This is a genomic window from Pantoea sp. BL1 (genome assembly GCF_000963985.1).
Taxonomy (GTDB): domain Bacteria; phylum Pseudomonadota; class Gammaproteobacteria; order Enterobacterales; family Enterobacteriaceae; genus Pantoea; species Pantoea rwandensis_B.
On the sequence record NZ_JZRH01000017.1, the window covers coordinates 24,759 to 42,191 of the forward strand.

Sequence of the window (17,433 nt, forward strand, 5' to 3'; positions counted from 1 at the left end):
TCAGGATTCAAACATAGGGGGGTAAAGTCCATTTCGTCCGGGCTTCGCACCGCCTGCCGGGTCAAACAGCAGCGAAAATAACTGGGCGGTGAAGTTGCCACTATGCACATGGGTGTATAACGGGAAGCCGTCGCTTTGATTGGTCCACCAGAAACTGGTGTAAAACTGGGGATCAAAGATGTCGGCAGGCAGTTGCCAGCTCAGGTTCGACACGCTGCTCCCTTCACCAATAATCGCCAGAATCTCTGATGCCTCCTCCTCTGGCTGCTGCGGCAGAGGAATGCTGAGCAAAGCCTGATCCAACTGTTCCGGGCTACTACCGTCGCGCACCACACGCAGTAGTGTGTTGCCGACCTGTTGATACCAGTCGCCCGCATAGCCCAGCATGGCAGGCGACCATTCTGTCGGGCTGAAGTGGCGCAGGGCGCACAGCGGATAGTGGCGGCCAACGCTATCGCGTGAAGCGGTCAGGCTCCCCATCTGCACCAGTTGGCTGCCGAGCATCGGTGGCACGACAAAATTCCATACTGGAGCGCTGAGAAACGCTCGCGAAGGCGCATTCTCCCCTTCGGCACTGGTTTGCCAGTGGTGTAACCCCACCTGAAACCAGTGTGACCATTGCCGTAGCAAGCTGTCGGGAATGCGTCGCTTAACAAAGTCCCCCGCACTGGGGAGTTTGCCGTACCAGCCGGGTGCTGCGTATTGCGTCATCGTAAGGCTCCGATTCAGGGACAGCTAAAAGCGGGAAGCTGGAACGGGTTGCGAATGCTGCCGGGGGTAAATGACAGCGTGACCTGATGTCCTTCCACGTTAAAGTTGGCTTCGCGCGTCAGGCCGCCGGACTGTGTCAGCCGGGCGCGATCGAAAAAGCGATTCAGCGCCCAGGGACCACTGGTGACCAGCGTGGAGGTGGTACCATTAGTTAAGCCAAGCTGCATACGCACTTGACTGGTGCCACCAGGCCCCGGCCAACTGACCATTTGTACCGCCTGTGGGCCATGGCTGTAGCGCAGGATCTGCCCATCGACATCCAGCGTCAGGGTGAGGATTTCGTTATCCATTTTTACCGTGCGCAGTGTGACGCGAAAAGATGGCGTGGTCGCGCCATTGGTAAAGAACGCATCGCGAATTGACTGCGACTGCTGGAACGGACGCAGCAACGCTTCACCACCCGGCAAGGTTTTGCCATCAATCCCGGGTGTGAAACGCCAGGCCGCGTGGGTGGTATCAACTTTGCTCGCCAGATTGTCACGAAAGAAGCTGTCCATCAGGCCGCTTCCCGGCGCAAACATGCGTGCCAGGTCATCGGAAGTTACTTCGTTGCGACCATTGCGCACCAGCGGATAACGTCCGGCGATAGCCTGCTGACAGAAACTGCCCACCTCCATCTGGATACGTTTGCGTACGTTATCCATATCGCGACGCTGGGCGTCTGAACTGGCCCCCACCGCCATGCTGGAAACCATGTTTTGTAATGTACCAGGTAAACGACCCGCACTGGCCTGTACGCGGCTAATGGCATCACTCGATGGCGGTGGCATACCGCTGTTAGCCGCATCTTGCACCGCGGTCAGGTAACGATAGAGATCGTCAATCTGGTGCAGAAAATCATCCACCGCCAGCACTTTACTGCCCTGCTGTAACGGCTGCGCCAGTTCGATAATCGAGGCAAAGTGCGCTCCCACTACCTGTTCTGGTGCCGGATTCGCTTCGTTCTGTGCCGCACTGGCCTTCGGCGCACTAAATAACGCCTGCAAGGTGCGGGTAGCGCTATTGTCTGACGCTGGCGGCGCGGTTTGTGCTGCTTTGTCATCTGTTATCGGACGCGTCAGCGTCAACACTTTACTCAGGTTGATAACCAACTGGCGCAATGGTGAGTGGTTGCCGGAAAGTAAACGAGCGGTGTTAATACGCTGTGCCAGATCAGCGCTGTTATTGAGCTGAATATCGCTGAGGAATTGTTCCCACTGACGAATGTAATCCTGCATATAGAGCCGGCGCACCGCTAAGTCGGTCTGTTGGCTGTTTTCCTGTTGCGTGGTGCCGCCCAATACCCAGCGATCGTCCTGATACAGTGCCTGAGTTACCGGCACAATTTGCTTATCAACGTACTGCCAGTATCCGTCCGGGGTATACAGGCCTGCGACGCCATCGTTAACCGACTTTCCACTTTTACGTGAGAACACCAGTTCGCTTTGCGGGCCACCGAGCGCGGCGAGGGTAACCGTAGGTAAGCTGCCATCACGTTGTAGCAGGCGCTTCAGGCGTCCGTAGACGCGCTGTGATAGCGGCATCTGATTAATCAGCGCCTGCTCGCGCTTTACCAGCGCATCATCCTGCGCATAAGGCGAGGATTGGATTTGCGTTTCCAGCAACTGTTGCAAATGCCACGCCAGCTGTTTGACTTCCTGCTGGGTCACGTTCTGCGGTAGCTCACGCGAGATATTCAGCATCAGCCAGGCTTGCAGGAACTTGCCGTCATAATGCTTAGGTTGATACAGCATCTGATATGCCTTCAGCGCCTCGTAGCTGTAATCCGCATCACTGCCGTTGTCATTACGCAGCCAGCGGGTGATGTTTTGTGCCACCTGCGGCAGCAACAATTGCTTCAACGCTTTGCTGTAAAGTGCCTGGCTGGCGTCACTTACTTCAATGCCACGGTATAACCACATACGACGCGTTAGCGGTGGTTCCTGCAATGAGAAGTCTTTGCTCTCCGGCAGATGCAACAGCATATTGAGGTAAGGCATCAGCGCAAACAAATCGCCATTTCCCTGCTTTTGCAGTTGATCGCCAAGTTGCTCAACCTGCGGCGTTTTAGCGGCCATCTCCTGCAAATAGGCTTTGTTTTTACTGTAACTGGTCAGCCATAACCCACTCGCAATCAGCACCAAGGCCAGCAGCGCCAAATAGCCGGACCAAAGTCCCGCACGATTGCGCAGTTCCCACCAGCGATTGCTGGCTGCCAGTCCAGACTCCTGAAATACCACATCTTCCAGCATGTCTTTCAGGAAAAAACTTTGCCCTTTGGTCGGGGGGATGGGCGCATCTTTGCCAACCTGATCCCAGCGACCTGATTCGCCATTCTGTTGTCCCGGTAAATGTAACGCACGGGTTAATTCACCCATCACGCGGTCAAACGGTAGTCCTTCCTGGGTGCCGCTGGCAAAGTAAATGCCGCGCGGTGCGAACTGGGTCTCAAAATCGGAGCGGGCGAATAAGGTATCCAGTGCTTCGGCCAGCAGCGGACGTAATGCGGCAAACTCCTGCGGGAACAGATAACTTTCCGCGCGCGACTGCGCGTCGCTTTCAGCCAGCAAGGTATCGGCTAACCCGGCATCCAGACGTTGTTGCAGCAGCGAATACTCCTGCTGGAACTGACTACTCAGTTCGAAATCGGCCGTTGACGCCTGCGCCCAGGGAAAGGTGAAGCCCCATATCTGTTCGCGCTGGGTTTTATCCAGCCCGGCAAAATAGCTGCGAAACCCTTTCAACAAGTCCGCTTTGGTAACCAGCACGTAGACCGGGAAACGAATACCGAGGCGGTCGTGCAGCTCCATTAGACGCTGACGTAAAGTGAGGGCCTGATTGCGCAAGGCTTCCGGCGTCTGACTAAGTAGATCCGCCACGCTCAGGGTGACGATGACACCATTGATCGGCTGGCGACCACGGTATTTGCAGAGCAACGCCAGAAAGTGGTGCCACTCACTGGCATCACGCTCCTGTTGGCTCTCCTGAGTAGCATAGCGTCCGGCGGTGTCCAGCAGCACAGCATCATTGGTAAACCACCAGTCGCAGTTGCGCGTGCCCCCGATACCCCGCAGCGCGGCCTTACCAAACTTATCCGCCAGCGGGAATTGCAGACCCGAATTGACCAGCGCAGTCGTTTTACCGGCCCCCGGAGCGCCGATGATCATGTACCACGGCAATTGGTAGAGATACTGACGGCTGAAACGCTGTGCCCAAAACGGCGTCCCTTTGCTGTTATGACGCTGGAAATGCGCTTTTTTCAGCATCTCCGTCGCTTCGCCAAAACGGCTCGCCAGCACTTGCTCCTCGTTGGTGAGGCGTTTTCTGTCCTGTTCAGATTCGCCACTCGGGCGGGTTTCCAGGCTCGACATCAGTTTACGGTTGAGCCACATGTTGTAGAGGCGAGGAATCGCCTGGCTCAAACCCCACACCAGATACAGCAAGGCAATACTGATCACGCGATTCTGCTCAGGTTCAAGCGGCCGCGAATCGACAATCGAGAACACCGGGCCAATCACCCAGATGATAAATGATAGCGCCGTGATACCGACAAAACCCCAGGCGAGGCGGCTGGTCAGCACGGCAAAAAGCATATTCAGCATGGATTAGTTCCCTCTCGCCAGGCCGTTGAGTTCAGCTAGCGTCGCATCCGGCGCCACCAGCAGCGTAATCTCCACACGACGGTTACGCGCACGGTTCTCAGCACTGGTATTTGGCACAATTGGATTGCTCTCGCCACGCCCTTCCGCTTTCACGCGTGCCGGTTGGGTCAATTGCTTTTGCAGCAAGCTCTGAACCGTCTGGGCACGTGCCAGCGAGAGTTCATAGTTGGAAGCAAAACGGGCGCTGCGGATCGGTACGTTATCGCTGTAACCCACCACCAGAATCTTGCCGCTGACGTTATTCATCGCCGCCGCAATACGTTCGATAACCGCTTCATAACGGCCCCGCACCGTGGTTGCGCCGGAGGTAAACAAGCCATCCCCTTTTAGCGTCACGACGCTTTGATCGGCTTCATCCCGCACCACGACCAGGCCAGCATCAATTTCCGGTTTGAGGAACGTTTTCAGATTGAGCGCAGCCGGTGGCGGCGGTGCCGGATGACGAATCTGCATTTCCGGTAATGAAGTTTGGTAAATGTTGGCCAGCACTGGCGTGGTGTAATCCCCCAGCCGCCAGTTGAGAACGATATAGAACAGACAGGCACCGAGCGCGGCCACTGCAGCGCAGGCCCACAGCGGGATCATCGGACGCCACAACTTGCGCAACACCGGTTGATCGGTCGGATGCAACGACAGCGCCGCCGCATAGCTGCCGCGTACGCTTTTGATCATCTGCAACAGTCGTTGTTTGATGGTTTCCAGCTGCGAGCGCCCATTGTCCAGTACCCGATAGCGCCCTTCAAAACCGAGCAGCAGGCAAAAGTAGATCAATTCCAGTAACAGGATATGCTGACGCGGATTCTGCGACAGTTTTGCCAGCAACTGGAAAAATTTCTCCCCACCCCAAGTTTCATTATGAAAAGTGACCAGCAAACCTTTGCTGGTCCAGACGCCGCGGCTGCCCCAAGGCGTCAGCGCGGCGGCTTCATCCAGTGCGGTGCACAGGCAATAACGCGCACCGATGATCACTTCATAACTCAGGCCCGACTGCTGACAACGCAGTTCAAAGTGACGGATCTGGTCTATCAATTGCTGACGCAGACGTGCGGGATCGTCATGGGAAACGGAGTGCCGGATCTGCGGGATGGCGTTAATCAGCGGGTTAGCCGCTGCCACCAACGCATTCTGGTGGCTCACGTCGGGCTGTGCGACATCGCTATTCGATTTCTGTTGTGGCTGCATCATGCGTGCTCAGTTTTGATTATTCTGACTGACTGCGAACGGCCCAGAACTCCATATTCAGGCCAGGAAATTCTCCGGCGAGATGAAGCGCAAAGGCGCCTGATCGTTCCATCTCCTTCCACAACTCACTGTTTTTATCCAGTTCAAAGTAGCTATACCCGGCATGCCATGGAATTTGCGGTGGCGCACCCGGCATACTGATCAGAGACAAGCCAGGCAACTGAAGTTGCACCAGATCGCGAATTTTGGTGACAGGGGCGACTTTCATCTGCGCAGGGAAATGGGTTTTTAATGCATCGACAGGCACGTTGGCTTTTACCGCCAGCACGAAGCCAAATTCGCGCACCATGCTGCTTTCCGGCACCGTTGCCACATTCAATCCATGTGAGCGCTGGGTCAGAGGCAGTTGAATGGCGCTCTCCTCCATCACCTGCGACAACGCCTGCCGCAGTTGCAGGGTCAAGCGCGTAAAGCAGCCATACAGATCGTCATGGTCATAACGCGGAAACACATCCGGCGTGCGCGCGGGTGACCAGGTGCACAACTCTGACGCCAGTTGTAGCCAGTGGCAATATAGGGATTCAGGATGCAGCAACGGTAGGCTTTGCAGATGCGCATGCAGACCCAACTGCCGGTTTAATAAGGCCAGCAGCATGAAATCAACCATATCGGCGCTGTTAAAACGACCGGTGCCCGGTGTGCGCTGACTCAGTTGCTGGCTGCGTTGCAGAATCAGGCCATGCAGATCGTTCATCATACTTTGCAGCCCGTGACTCCCGGTCAGGGTCAGCATCGGCGGGATGTAATCGTTATCGAGACGCAGGTGATTATCGCTACGCTTTTCAACCACGCGCGCTACTCCCATCGCCGTCCATTCTGCGGTGAGATCCTGCTCCAGCATCAGGCGCAGGCGCAGTTTGCCGAATTGAACCGTGGCTGCCCCCACCGCCATTGCGTTGTCATCTTCCACCTCGCTTTCCCATGCCAGATAACGCGCCAGTGAGTCTTGTGAATCCTGAAATGTCACAGCCTCACGTCCATTGCGTCGCGTCGGGATCGCCAGCACCACTTTTGCCCGATCGACATTGTCTGGCAGATCCAACGGAGCCGGTCCCTGCTGAGGCTGGCTGAAAGCAAAAAAGGTGCCGTCCGGCAGGCAGCCGCTGGCCGTATTTAAAGCCAGCTTGCCCTGACGCAACAGCGCCTCATCAAATTCAACATCAAAAAAACCCCAGGTGTAGACGCGCTGGGACTGCCCCCATTCACGTAAGGTACTGTGCAGAAAATTTTCCGACTGCTGGAAGTGATGTGGCCGCAGAAACATCCCCTCCGTCCACACCACCTTTTCGGCTCTATTCATAATCATCCTTTACTGCTTAACCAGGCGCAGGCCATTGATATCGACAACGATGTTGGCATCCAGCTCGCCATCATGACTTTTCCAGAATTGCCAGAACGCACTGTCATTCCCATCCGGGAAGGGCAGCGCCAGACGCCAGACTTTTCTGTCCAATGTCTGGTATTCCGCCATGATGCCGATGAAGCGCGCTTGCTCGAGGCTTTTGCCACTGAGCGTGTTGCTTAACTGCCCTGCCCTGAGGAAGAACTCTTGATTGTTCAACAGTGAATTGCCCAGCACCGTAGCCGGCTGATTTTGCAGAGAATAGAAATCTGCAGACATAAATGCGGCGTCAGAGGTTAATAGCATCACCCGAACTTTTAGCGGCGCACCCGAATTGATTTGAGGGTGCGCCTGGAAATGCAGGTTGTAACGCGCCACTGAAGGCTGCCCGCCACTGCATGCAGCCAGTAGCAAGGCGAACAGCGGAAAACACCACTTTTTCAGACGGATTATCACCCTCACCTTTCCCTCCATGTTCAGCGCACTTAGTTAATGATCCAGGTACCGCTGTTACCGTTCTGGCAGGCTTTGCTGTCGCCATCGACCGACACACAGGTCTTTTTCTTCGCACTGCGTACACGGCGTTTAGGCTGGTCAGCTTTCAGGGTTTGGTCATAAAGATCGCTTTTCACCAACGCACGGAACGGCACATAACCGGTGAGCTGGGCAGCGGCTGGTGCGGCTGCGGCTTTTGCATCAGTAGTTTTCTGGCCGTCTGCCGGGGCGGCTTCTGCCTGCTGAGCCAGTTCGCCAATCGCCAGCCAATTGTTCTCTACGGTGCCGAGCACGGTGTAGGTTCCCCCGGTTTCCAGGGTAGTCACCACTTTGCCGCCAAAATCAGGACGGGTCATAACCGAGGTCGGGTAGAGCGCACGATAGGTTTCGTTGATCGGGCTGAACTGGGCCGGCGGCACAACTGCATGGCGGTGGACCAGTGCCACACCGTCAACGGTGCTGGTTTCAAGCATGTCATCAGTGATTTGCGGTGGCGCTTTACAACCTGCCATAGCAAGGACAAACAGCAGGCTTAACGCGATGCGGAGATTCACCATTTTCTTCATGTTTAGTTCCATTAATCTCTAAAAAATGGCCATTGGCCGGTTGTTAGCAAAACAAATCACTAAATGCAGGGACAAGCCTATACATTCAGGACCATTTGATAGTTTGGCTCCGGAGTTTTCTGGAACCTTTAGATCAAATATCAAGTTAAAATAGATCAATACAAATTATGTAATTGAGATGCAATAAAAGGGAGTGCAACACCAGGAAGGATTTTGAGTTGCAATGAAAACATTCATCAAAGTGATCAATATTTGCATCCCAAAGAGAGTAAAGCAGCGTTCACAAGATTTACTAATGACATTCCTGGTCTGAAATCCACCCTGTCATATGAAACCACACAAGCAGGGCGCAAAAGTCGTGACGAATATAAATCGCGAGAAACATGAATCGTAATCGATCTAAATCAACGAGTTAAGATCAACCAGTCACGCCATAGCTACCGCACGAGCTCGGTAAAATCCGCTCGCGAGCACAAAAATCATCCCTGTATTTACATCTGCAAAAGATTTACATAAGCCTGACAAAATATCAACGTGCGCCAACCTCAGAAACATACATAAACATATCTTATTAAATATATTTAACTGAAATTCGCTCCGTTTGTTGATGATTAAATGAGAATTCTCTCAAAAAACCCTTTGATTCATAAGAAAATCACCACTTATGATGAAATTTAATCCATTAAAAATTCATAAAATCTCACAATTTACTGGAACTGATCGAGAATGCTTTTTCTCAATTTGAGTTAAGAGCAGCAGAGCAGGTTTTTATACTTACAAAACCCGCATCACGTATATTTAATCCCCGTACTGCAGGGTTTCGCCCTGTCTCTTAGACAGAAACGCTCACTACCAACGTGAAGTAAATGGAATGAATGGCTGATTGAGGCAGGAATGAACGTAAGAGAGTTAAAAAAAGCGCAAACCCCTCTCTTAATCCATCGCTAACACTTGATATTTGACTGAGTTTTACTGCTTGTTACCGCCGCTGCTTAACTGAATAGTGCCCCTGACGATCTTTTCCTTATCCAACACTTTGTGACTCTCTTCACAACTCTTTAACAACGACTTGTATGGTAGTATTTGCCGGCGTATTTTTCTTCCGTGCTTTCCCGTTAATGCCAGCACGACTCACTGAGTGCGCGTCTGGCAAGGAGTAAATGATGAAAAGTGTCGTAATTGAACAACCGGGTGAACTGGTGCTGGCGGAACGCGCATTGCCAGAACCTGCCGCAGGCGAAGTGCGTGTCAAAGTACAGTTTGCCAGTATCTGCGGTTCAGATGTGCACATCTGGCACGGCCATAATCCCTTCGCCAAATACCCGCGCGTGATTGGTCACGAGTTCTTCGGCTTGATCGATGCCGTCGGTGAAGGCGTGGATGCCGCGCGAATCGGTGAGCGTGTCGCGGTGGATCCGGTGGTGAGCTGCGGACACTGCTACCCTTGCTCCATCGGCCGCCCGAACGTCTGCAAAGAATTGCAGGTAATCGGTGTACATCGTGACGGCGGTTTCAGCGAGTTCGCGGTGGCACCCGCGAAGAACGCATTCGCTCTGCCGGCTTCCATTCCTGACAAACTGGCCAGCCTGGTGGAGCCCTTCACCATCGCGGCGAACATCACCGCCTTCCTTAAGCCGCAGGTCAATGACGTGGCGCTGATTTACGGCGCAGGCCCGATGGGCTTAACCGCGATTCAGGTGCTGAAAGGCGTCTACGGCGTAGAAAAAGTGCTGGTGGTGGATCGCCTGCCGGAACGTCTGGCGCTGGCGCAAGCGAATGGCGCCGATCAGGTGTTCAACAACAGCGACATTCCGCTGGCCGCACAGCTTGAAGGCGTGCAGCCCACGCTGATCATTGATGCCGCATGCCATCCCACCATCCTGGCCGAAGCCGCTGCCCTCGCCTCTCCGGCGGCGCGTATTGGCCTGCTGGGCTTCTCTGGTGAACCTTGCAGCATTACGCAGCAGGCATTAACCAGCAAAGAGCTGTCACTGTTCACTTCGCGCCTTAATAGCCATCGCTTCCCGCAGGTGATTGAGTGGATGGAGAAAGGTCAGATTCAGCCAGAAAAACTCGTCACGCACTATTTCCCGCTGGCGGAGATTGAACGTGCGATGACGCTGTTCGAAAAAGATCCGCGCACTTGCTGCAAAGTGATTCTGCACATGGGTTAAGTTAATCTTCACACCAGGTGTCCTTAATCCGGTGCGTACCTGCCGGCCAATATAATAATCCTCTCAATGCTTCAGGCTGTATCAAGGCGGCCAGTGATTAAGCCCCCAGACGCTTACAACGATAGGCGAATGGGGCAATCACGCAGCCAACTTAAAGACAGATTGAAGCATGACGGGGAAACGGAGTTTCTATGATAAAGAATCTACGCTGGACCCTCGTACTGCTGTTGTTCCTGGTTTATATGATCAACTACCTCGATCGTATTGCCCTTTCTCTGACTGTACCGCTGGTAGAAAAAGACCTGATGATCAACGCCGAACAGTTCGGCATGATTTTCGGTAGTTTCTTCTTTGGCTACGCGCTGTTTAACTTTATCGGTGGCCTGGCGACCGATAAATTCGGCCCCACCATCGTGCTCGGCACCGCTGTCGGTATGTGGTCGCTGTTCTGCGGGATGACCGCACTGGCGACCGGCTTCTGGTCGATGATGATTCTGCGCGTGCTGTTCGGCATGGCGGAAGGCCCGATCTGCGCCTCGGCCAACAAAGCGATTAACGGCTGGTTCCCGAAAAAACAGGCGGCTACCGCGATGGGCTTGCTGAGTGCCGGTTCACCGTTGGGTGGCGCGGTAGCCGGTCCGATTGTCGGTTATCTGGCCTTGTCATTCGGCTGGCGTCCGGCGTTCGTGGTGATCTGCCTGATTGGTCTGGTGTGGATGTGCCTGTGGTTCTACTTCGCCGCCGATAATCCCGCGCGCAGCAAAAAAGTCTCTGTAGAAGAGCGCGCACTGGTCGAAAAACTGAAAGCGGAAGAACCGGCTGACGTTATCGATCCGACCGGCAAAGCGCACGGCATGGGCTACTACCTGCGTCAGCCGATTATCCTGGTGACCGCTTTTGCCTTCTTCTGCTACAACTACATTCTGTTCTTCTTCCTGAGTTGGTTCCCGGCCTATCTGGTGCAGGCGCACGGCCTGGACATTAAATCCATGAGTATCACCACCATGATCCCGTGGATTGTCGGCTTCGTCGGCCTGGCATTGGGCGGCTGGATCTCGGATAAGATTTTCAACATCACTGGCAAGCTGCTGCTGTCGCGCAAAATCGTGCTGGTGGTCTCGCTGCTGGCTGCCGCGATCTGCGTGGCACTGGCAGGAACGATTAAAGAGGTGAATTCGGCGGTGATCATGATGTCGATCTCCATCTTCTTCCTCTACATCACCGGTGCGATTTACTGGGCGATTATTCAGGATGTGGTGCACAAAAGCCGTGTCGGCAGCATCAGTGGCTTTATCCATTTGATTGGCAGCCTGTCCGGGATTGTTGGACCGATTGTCACGGGCTTTATCGTGCAGCACACCGGCAAATTCGATAGCGCCTTTATTCTGGCGGGCTGTGTCGCCGGGATTGGTGCGATGTTAGTGCTGTTTGTGATTCGTAGCCCAAAGACCATAGATAAACCGGTGTCCGCATAACAGATTGACCATAATGGGGCGCTCAGCGCCCCGTTTGCTAAAAGGAAAACGCATGTTAGAGCTTGATCGCCTTCCCGCCGACGTCCAACGTCCCGCTTATGACCGCAGCCAGTTGAAAACCCGCATGGTGCACATCGGCTTTGGTGCTTTCCACCGTGCGCATCAGGCGCTCGCCACCGATAAACTGGCGGCGGAAGGCAGTGACTGGGGCTACTGCGAAGTGAATCTCAACAGCGGTGCATTGATTCAGGCGCTGCGCCAGCAGGATTTGCTCTATACCCTCACCGAGATGGCCGATAGCAGCCTGCATACCCGCGTGATTGGCGTGGTGACGCAAGCACTGCATGGCAAAGGCGACGGCATTGATGCGGTGATTGAGGCGATGAGCCAGCCAGATGTAGCGATTGTCTCGATGACGGTGACCGAGAAAGGCTATTGCTATATGCCCTCCAGCGGCAAGCTCAACCCGGATCATCCTGATATCGTGCATGACCTGGAAAATCCCACACAGCCCCGTTCACTGCCGGGTCTGATTCTGGCGGCGATTATCCGTCGGCGCGAGCGTGGATTAGCGCCGTTCAGCGTGATGTCCTGCGACAACATGCCAGAGAATGGTCACGTCACGCGCAACGTCATCACCCAACTGGCAGCACGCCATAGCCACGAACTGGCAGAGTACATTCAAACGCACATCACCTTCCCTTCCACCATGGTGGACCGCATCGTCCCCGCGATGACGGATGCAGCATTTGATGCGCTGGAAGCACGCTTAGGCAGCAGCGATCCGGTCGCGGTAGAAGCCGAGCCTTTCTTCCAGTGGGTCATCGAAGATAACTTCGTCAATGGCCGCCCGGCATGGGAAAACGCCGGTGCTGAATTGGTGAGTGATGTATTGCCGTTCGAAGAGATGAAGCTGCGCATGCTCAACGGCAGCCACTCCTTCCTTGCCTATCTTGGCTTCCTCGCCGGATACGAACACATCAGCGATTGCATGGCCGACAACCACTTCCGCACGGCGGCGCGCGCGCTGATGTTGCAGGATCAGGCCCCGACACTGCGCACTCAGGGCGTGGATCTCACCGCTTATGCAGACTCGCTGATTGCACGCTACGAAAACCGCGCCATCAAACATCGCACTTACCAGATCGCCACCGATGGCACACAGAAGCTGCCGCAGCGTTTGCTGGACAGCGTGCGCTGGCATCTGCGTAACGGCACATCTTGTGACTATCTGCTGCTTGGTGTGGCGGGCTGGATGCGTTACGTGAGCGGTGTCGATGAGCAAGGGCAGGCGATTGAGATTCGCGACCCAATGAAAGATCAATTGGCGAGTATCGTTGCGCACAGCGATGACGGTGCACAGCGCGTCGAAGCCTTACTGCGGATACAAGCGGTGTTTGGCGATGATTTGCGTTATCAGACCGCCTTTGTCTCGCGCGTCACCGAGTTGTATAACCAGCTTAATACCCAAGGTGCACGCGCCACGGTGCAAGCCCTTGTGACGCAGGCTTAAGCGCTTTCACAAATGTGTAGCGCAGATGCAGCGTGCTGATTAGACTGAACCTTTCTCATCGGGCTGGCGTAGGCCAGCCGTAATACGGATATTGCTGCATGTCGATTGCCTATACCATAACCACCAGCGAACCCGTAAATCAGCAGATCTATCGTTATCTGCGCAAAGATATCGTGACCTGCGCCATTCATCCGGGCTCGTTGCTGTCCGAAAAGGAAGTGTCCGCACGCTTTAATGTGTCACGCCAGCCGGTACGCGAAGCCTTTATCAAACTGGCGGAAGCGGGCCTGGTGCAGGTGCTGCCCCAGCGCGGCACTTTCGTGCGCAAGATTTCCGCCCAGCGCGTGGCCGACGGCCGTTTTATCCGTGAAGCGGTGGAGATCGCCGTGGTGCGTCGTGCTGCGCAGGAGATCACCCCCGAGGGGTTGATGGCGCTGGAGCATAACTTACAACTGCAACGCTTAGCTGCTGAACGCCACGACAGCCAGGCGTTTTTAACGCTGGACGATGAGTTTCATCGCCTGATTGCCGAAGGGATCAACTGCCTGCTGGCCTGGGAAACGGTGGAGAACATCAAAGCCACCATGGACCGCGTGCGCTTCCTGACCCTGAGCGAAGTGTCGCCACCGGAAAGCTTGATTCAGCAGCATGAAAACATCTACCAGGCGTTAAAAGCGCAAGATGTTGAAGCGGCAGAAGCGGCGATGCGCCGTCATCTGCAGGAGATGATTTTGACCATTACGCCGATTGCTGAGCGTAATAGCGAGTGGTTTGAAGCGCCTTAGTTCCTCAGCAATTTGATGCCCTCACCCCGCCCCTTACACACAACTAAGGGGGATACAGCAGAGCGTGAGTAAAGTGCGGTTTGCGGGTGAGTGAAAAGCGAAGTGCTGGCCAGTAAAGCGAGCTTTGCAGATAAGATTTCGCCCCAATGCTGTCATTGATTCTTCAATGGATACTTCGCTGGATCGGTTCCCCTCCCGCTTGCGGGAAGGGATTTGGGCAATCAATTACGCAATCGTGACATCTTTCGCCAGATAGACATCCTGAACCGCATTAATCAGTTGAACGCCCTCTTTCAGCGACTTCTTGAACGCCTTACGGCCAAGAATCAGCCCCATCCCGCCCGCACGCTTATTGATCACCGCAGTACGCACTGATTCGGCAATGTCGGTGTCTCCGGCTGATGCGCCACCCGAGTTGATCAACCCTGCACGGCCCATATAGCAGTTCGCCAGTTGGTAGCGCACCAGATCGATCGGGTTCTCTGTGGTCAGCTTGCTGTAGACGCGCTCATCGGTGTGACCAAATTTCACCGCCTTGTAGCCGCCGTTGTTCTCGGCCATTTTCTGCTTCACGATGTCTGCGCCAATGGTCGCCGCCAGATGGTTGGCCTGGCCGGTTAAGTCGGCGCTGGCATGGTAATCCACGCCGTCTTTCTTGAAGCCATCATTACGCAGATAAGCCCACAGCACGGTCACCATACCCAGTTCATGCGCACGCTCAAAAGCGGCCGAGATCTCTTCAATCTGACGGCGTGATTGCTCAGAACCAAAATAGATGGTCGCGCCCACCGCGATCGCCCCCAGATTGAATGCCTGCTCAACGCTGGCATACAGGGTTTGATCGTATTGGGTCGGATAGCTCAGGGTTTCGTTGTGGTTGAGTTTCACCATAAACGGAATGCGGTGCGCATAGCGGCGTGATACCGAGGCCAGCACGCCATAGGTGGACGCCACGCAGTTACAGCCCGCTTCAATCGCCAGCTCAACGATGTTCTTTGGATCGAAATAAGCCGGGTTAGCGGCGAAGGAGGCGCCCGCTGAGTGTTCAACGCCCTGATCGACCGGCAAAATCGACAGATAGCCGGTGCCCGCCAGGCGACCGGTGTTGTACAGGGTTTGCATATTGCGTAATACGGCAGGAGAACGATTGTTGTCGATCATCACACGATCAACGAAATCCGCGCCCGGTAAATAAAGGCTGTCCGCTGGAATGGTCATGCAGCGATGTTGAAGAAGAGAGTCCGCTTCTTTGCCCAATAACTGTACGATGTCCGTCATGTTGGCTCCTGAATAAATGGCTGGAATGGAACCGGCAATGGCCGATTCGCCCCCAACAGCCTGGACCGAAATGCGCCAGGCTGGCAAATTGCTGACACCATTTTTCAGACGGATACGCAGTAAAAAAATTCTGCCACCTTGCGATGGGCGGCCTGCAGATTGCATCCTGCAACGTAGAGGCTCGCCTGAAGCATCGTTCTATTGCCCTACCACCACTGATGGAAATGGTGCACCGGCCCAATGCCTTTACCCACTTCCAGCGAATCCGCATGCAGCAAGGCCTGCTGTAACCAGGCTTTGGCTTCAGTGACCGTGTCCGCCCAGTTATCATGACGTGGACGCAGCGCCGCTAAAGCAGCGGACAGCGAACAGCCGGTGCCGTGGGTATGGCGCGTATTGACGCGCGGTGCGGTAAAGCGCTGACGGCCCGCGCGGGTGATTAGCCAATCCGGGCTTTCGGCATCACTGAGATGTCCGCCCTTCATCAATACGGCTTCACAACCGAGATCCAACAGCGCATCGCCCTGCATCAGCATGGTATTTTCATCCTGCGCCATATCCCGCCCCAGCAGCGCAGCGGCTTCGGGCAGATTGGGCGTGATCAACGACACCTGCGGCAGCAGCAGTTCTCGAACGCTGGCCAACGCATCGGGCGACAGCAGCGGATCGCCACTCTTGGCGATCATCACCGTATCCAGCACCACAAACGGCAGGCTGGCGCGTTTCAGCCGTTCGGCAACCACTTCGACAATCGCGGTTTCAGACAGCATGCCGATTTTGGCGGCATCAATGCGCACATCATCCAGCACGGAATCCAGCTGCGCGCCAACAAAATCGGGTTCGATGCGATACACCGACTGCACGCCGCAGGTGTTCTGCGCCACCAGCGCGGTGATCACGCTGGTGCCATAAGCGCCCAGTGCGGAGAAGGCTTTCAAATCGGCCTGAATGCCCGCGCCGCCGCTCGGGTCAGTGCCTGCAATGGTTAACGCGTTGATGCGTTTCATACGGTGACCTCCAGCGTCCAGAGGTTATCCAGGAAAGCCGCGACAAAGCTGCCTGGCCCCTGCACAGCACGTGCCGCCTGCTCACCCGCCAGCGACATCACACGGCACGCCGCCGCGACATGCTGTAAACGATCGCCCGGCAAGCTGCTGAAGGCCGCCACCACGGCTGAAAGCGCGCAGCCGGTGCCGACCACGCGCGTCATCAACGGGCTTCCGCCAGGAATCGCCAGCGTGCGTATGCCATCGGTGACGTAATCGACTTCGCCAGTGACCGCCACCAGCGTGTGGTAATCCTGCGCCAGCTGCTGTGCCGCGCTCAGTGCCGCATCGGCCTGATGCACGCTGTCCACGCCGCGTCCGCCCGCAGCCTGGTTGGCCAGCGCGAGGATTTCCGAGGCGTTGCCACGAATCGCGGCGGGATGCAGGTTCAGCAACTGTTGGCAGAATTCGGTACGTAACGAGAGTGCGCCCACGGCCACCGGATCGAGCGTCCAGGGCGTGCCGACTTTGGCTGCGGATTGCACCGCCGCCAGCATCGCATCGCGACGGTCACGGGTTAAGGTGCCCACGTTGATCAGCAGCGCATCGGCAAAACTCACGAACTGCGCGGCTTCTTCGGCATCGATCACCATCGCAGGAGAGGCTTGTAGAGCCAGCAGCACATTGGCAGTGAAGGTTTGCACCACGTCATTGGTCATGCAGTGCACCAGCGGCGCCTGCTGACGCAGCAGCTGTAGGGATTGCGCGAGTTGCGCGGAGGTAAGAAGGTCAGGCTGTGTCATAAAACTCCCAACCGGCGATCAAGAAGGCGAATGCGGTCAGGCATCTGACTTCCCTACGCTGGCATTATCCAGATCAGGTCAGCGGGTGTATCTCAGCCCTGTTTAACAGGGGCACCCCGAGTCATGGCATGGTGAACATGCCGCATACAGGATAAGGGCAGTTCGGGGGGTTGTAAATCGTGGTGCTTTGAAAGACGCTGAAAACGGCACTAAATCAAAATAGTTAAAATCATTCGACAGGCTGAATTTAAAAAAAAGCTGTATCGGTCAATTATCATCATTAAATAATTCTCATCTGAATTTGCCAGATTTATTCTAATCACTGAAAAATCGACTAATAAACACCCGCCTTCGCATTCATT

Annotated in this window: 13 protein-coding genes and 1 riboswitch; of the genes, 4 read left to right on the forward strand and 9 right to left on the reverse strand. The window is 55.1% G+C overall.

What is annotated here, in order from left to right; genetic code table 11:
- The 6 genes from tagF to VH86_RS10040 are packed head-to-tail and all read right to left on the reverse strand — an operon-like array spanning position 1 to position 8,069.
- Complete coding sequence (tagF, locus tag VH86_RS10015; protein ID WP_038646127.1) at positions 1 to 711, reverse strand: type VI secretion system-associated protein TagF; 711 nt, start codon at positions 709 to 711, stop codon at positions 1 to 3.
- 14 nt (positions 712 to 725) lie between these two features.
- Positions 726 to 4,352 carry a type VI secretion system membrane subunit TssM gene (gene tssM / locus VH86_RS10020; RefSeq protein WP_045832808.1) on the reverse strand — a complete coding sequence of 1,209 codons (3,627 nt, stop codon included), beginning with the start codon at positions 4,350 to 4,352 and terminating at the stop codon, positions 726 to 728.
- Positions 4,353 to 4,355: 3 nt separating this feature from the next.
- A complete protein-coding gene (locus VH86_RS10025; RefSeq protein WP_081946721.1) occupies positions 4,356 to 5,597 on the reverse strand; it encodes a DotU family type VI secretion system protein in 1,242 nt (413 codons plus the stop codon).
- Between the two features lie 16 nt (positions 5,598 to 5,613).
- Positions 5,614 to 6,954 carry a type VI secretion system baseplate subunit TssK gene (gene tssK, locus VH86_RS10030; RefSeq protein WP_045832809.1) on the reverse strand — a complete coding sequence of 447 codons (1,341 nt, stop codon included), beginning with the start codon at positions 6,952 to 6,954 and terminating at the stop codon, positions 5,614 to 5,616.
- 9 nt (positions 6,955 to 6,963) lie between these two features.
- Positions 6,964 to 7,458, reverse strand: a complete 495-nt coding sequence (gene tssJ, locus VH86_RS10035) for a type VI secretion system lipoprotein TssJ (RefSeq protein ID WP_156150581.1) — start codon at positions 7,456 to 7,458, stop codon at positions 6,964 to 6,966.
- Between the two features lie 23 nt (positions 7,459 to 7,481).
- A complete protein-coding gene (locus VH86_RS10040) occupies positions 7,482 to 8,069 on the reverse strand; it encodes a hypothetical protein (RefSeq protein WP_045832811.1) in 588 nt (195 codons plus the stop codon).
- Between the two features lie 1,151 nt (positions 8,070 to 9,220).
- Between VH86_RS10040 and VH86_RS10045 the strand changes: the two genes are divergently transcribed.
- The 4 genes from VH86_RS10045 to VH86_RS10060 all read left to right on the forward strand — a co-directional run bounded on the left by VH86_RS10045 (position 9,221) and on the right by VH86_RS10060 (position 14,004).
- On the forward strand, positions 9,221 to 10,231 hold the full coding sequence (locus VH86_RS10045) for a Zn-dependent oxidoreductase (protein ID WP_038645898.1): 1,011 nt from the start codon (positions 9,221 to 9,223) through the stop codon (positions 10,229 to 10,231).
- A 191-nt stretch (positions 10,232 to 10,422) separates the two neighbouring features.
- Positions 10,423 to 11,706, forward strand: coding sequence for an MFS transporter (locus VH86_RS10050; protein WP_045832812.1), 1,284 nt, complete (start codon positions 10,423 to 10,425; stop codon positions 11,704 to 11,706).
- Between the two features lie 52 nt (positions 11,707 to 11,758).
- Complete coding sequence (locus VH86_RS10055; protein ID WP_045832813.1) at positions 11,759 to 13,219, forward strand: mannitol dehydrogenase family protein; 1,461 nt, start codon at positions 11,759 to 11,761, stop codon at positions 13,217 to 13,219.
- Between the two features lie 98 nt (positions 13,220 to 13,317).
- Positions 13,318 to 14,004 carry a GntR family transcriptional regulator gene (locus VH86_RS10060; RefSeq protein ID WP_045832814.1) on the forward strand — a complete coding sequence of 229 codons (687 nt, stop codon included), beginning with the start codon at positions 13,318 to 13,320 and terminating at the stop codon, positions 14,002 to 14,004.
- 225 nt (positions 14,005 to 14,229) lie between these two features.
- Here the strand turns inward: VH86_RS10060 and fbaB are convergent, their stop codons facing one another.
- The 3 genes from fbaB to thiM all read right to left on the reverse strand — a co-directional run bounded on the left by fbaB (position 14,230) and on the right by thiM (position 17,071).
- A complete protein-coding gene (gene fbaB, locus VH86_RS10065) occupies positions 14,230 to 15,282 on the reverse strand; it encodes a class I fructose-bisphosphate aldolase (RefSeq protein ID WP_045832840.1) in 1,053 nt (350 codons plus the stop codon).
- 206 nt (positions 15,283 to 15,488) lie between these two features.
- Positions 15,489 to 16,289, reverse strand: a complete 801-nt coding sequence (gene thiD / locus VH86_RS10070) for a bifunctional hydroxymethylpyrimidine kinase/phosphomethylpyrimidine kinase (RefSeq protein WP_045832815.1) — start codon at positions 16,287 to 16,289, stop codon at positions 15,489 to 15,491.
- Complete coding sequence (thiM, locus tag VH86_RS10075; RefSeq protein ID WP_045832816.1) at positions 16,286 to 17,071, reverse strand: hydroxyethylthiazole kinase; 786 nt, start codon at positions 17,069 to 17,071, stop codon at positions 16,286 to 16,288. The genes thiD and thiM overlap by 4 nt, the downstream gene beginning before the upstream one ends.
- 33 nt (positions 17,072 to 17,104) lie before the next feature.
- Positions 17,105 to 17,200: riboswitch (TPP riboswitch) on the reverse strand.
- Between the last annotated feature and the right edge of the window lie 233 nt (positions 17,201 to 17,433).

Coding starts and splice junctions, on each gene's coding strand:
- tagF (WP_038646127.1), bottom strand. CDS start 711: ATGACGCAATACGCAGCACCCGGCTGGTACGGCAAACTCCCCAGTGCG.
- tssM (WP_045832808.1), bottom strand. CDS start 4,352: ATGCTGAATATGCTTTTTGCCGTGCTGACCAGCCGCCTCGCCTGGGGT.
- VH86_RS10025 (WP_081946721.1), bottom strand. CDS start 5,597: ATGATGCAGCCACAACAGAAATCGAATAGCGATGTCGCACAGCCCGAC.
- tssK (WP_045832809.1), bottom strand. CDS start 6,954: ATGAATAGAGCCGAAAAGGTGGTGTGGACGGAGGGGATGTTTCTGCGG.
- VH86_RS10040 (WP_045832811.1), bottom strand. CDS start 8,069: ATGGAACTAAACATGAAGAAAATGGTGAATCTCCGCATCGCGTTAAGC.
- VH86_RS10045 (WP_038645898.1), top strand. CDS start 9,221: ATGAAAAGTGTCGTAATTGAACAACCGGGTGAACTGGTGCTGGCGGAA.
- VH86_RS10050 (WP_045832812.1), top strand. CDS start 10,423: ATGATAAAGAATCTACGCTGGACCCTCGTACTGCTGTTGTTCCTGGTT.
- VH86_RS10055 (WP_045832813.1), top strand. CDS start 11,759: ATGTTAGAGCTTGATCGCCTTCCCGCCGACGTCCAACGTCCCGCTTAT.
- VH86_RS10060 (WP_045832814.1), top strand. CDS start 13,318: ATGTCGATTGCCTATACCATAACCACCAGCGAACCCGTAAATCAGCAG.
- fbaB (WP_045832840.1), bottom strand. CDS start 15,282: ATGACGGACATCGTACAGTTATTGGGCAAAGAAGCGGACTCTCTTCTT.
- thiD (WP_045832815.1), bottom strand. CDS start 16,289: ATGAAACGCATCAACGCGTTAACCATTGCAGGCACTGACCCGAGCGGC.
- thiM (WP_045832816.1), bottom strand. CDS start 17,071: ATGACACAGCCTGACCTTCTTACCTCCGCGCAACTCGCGCAATCCCTA.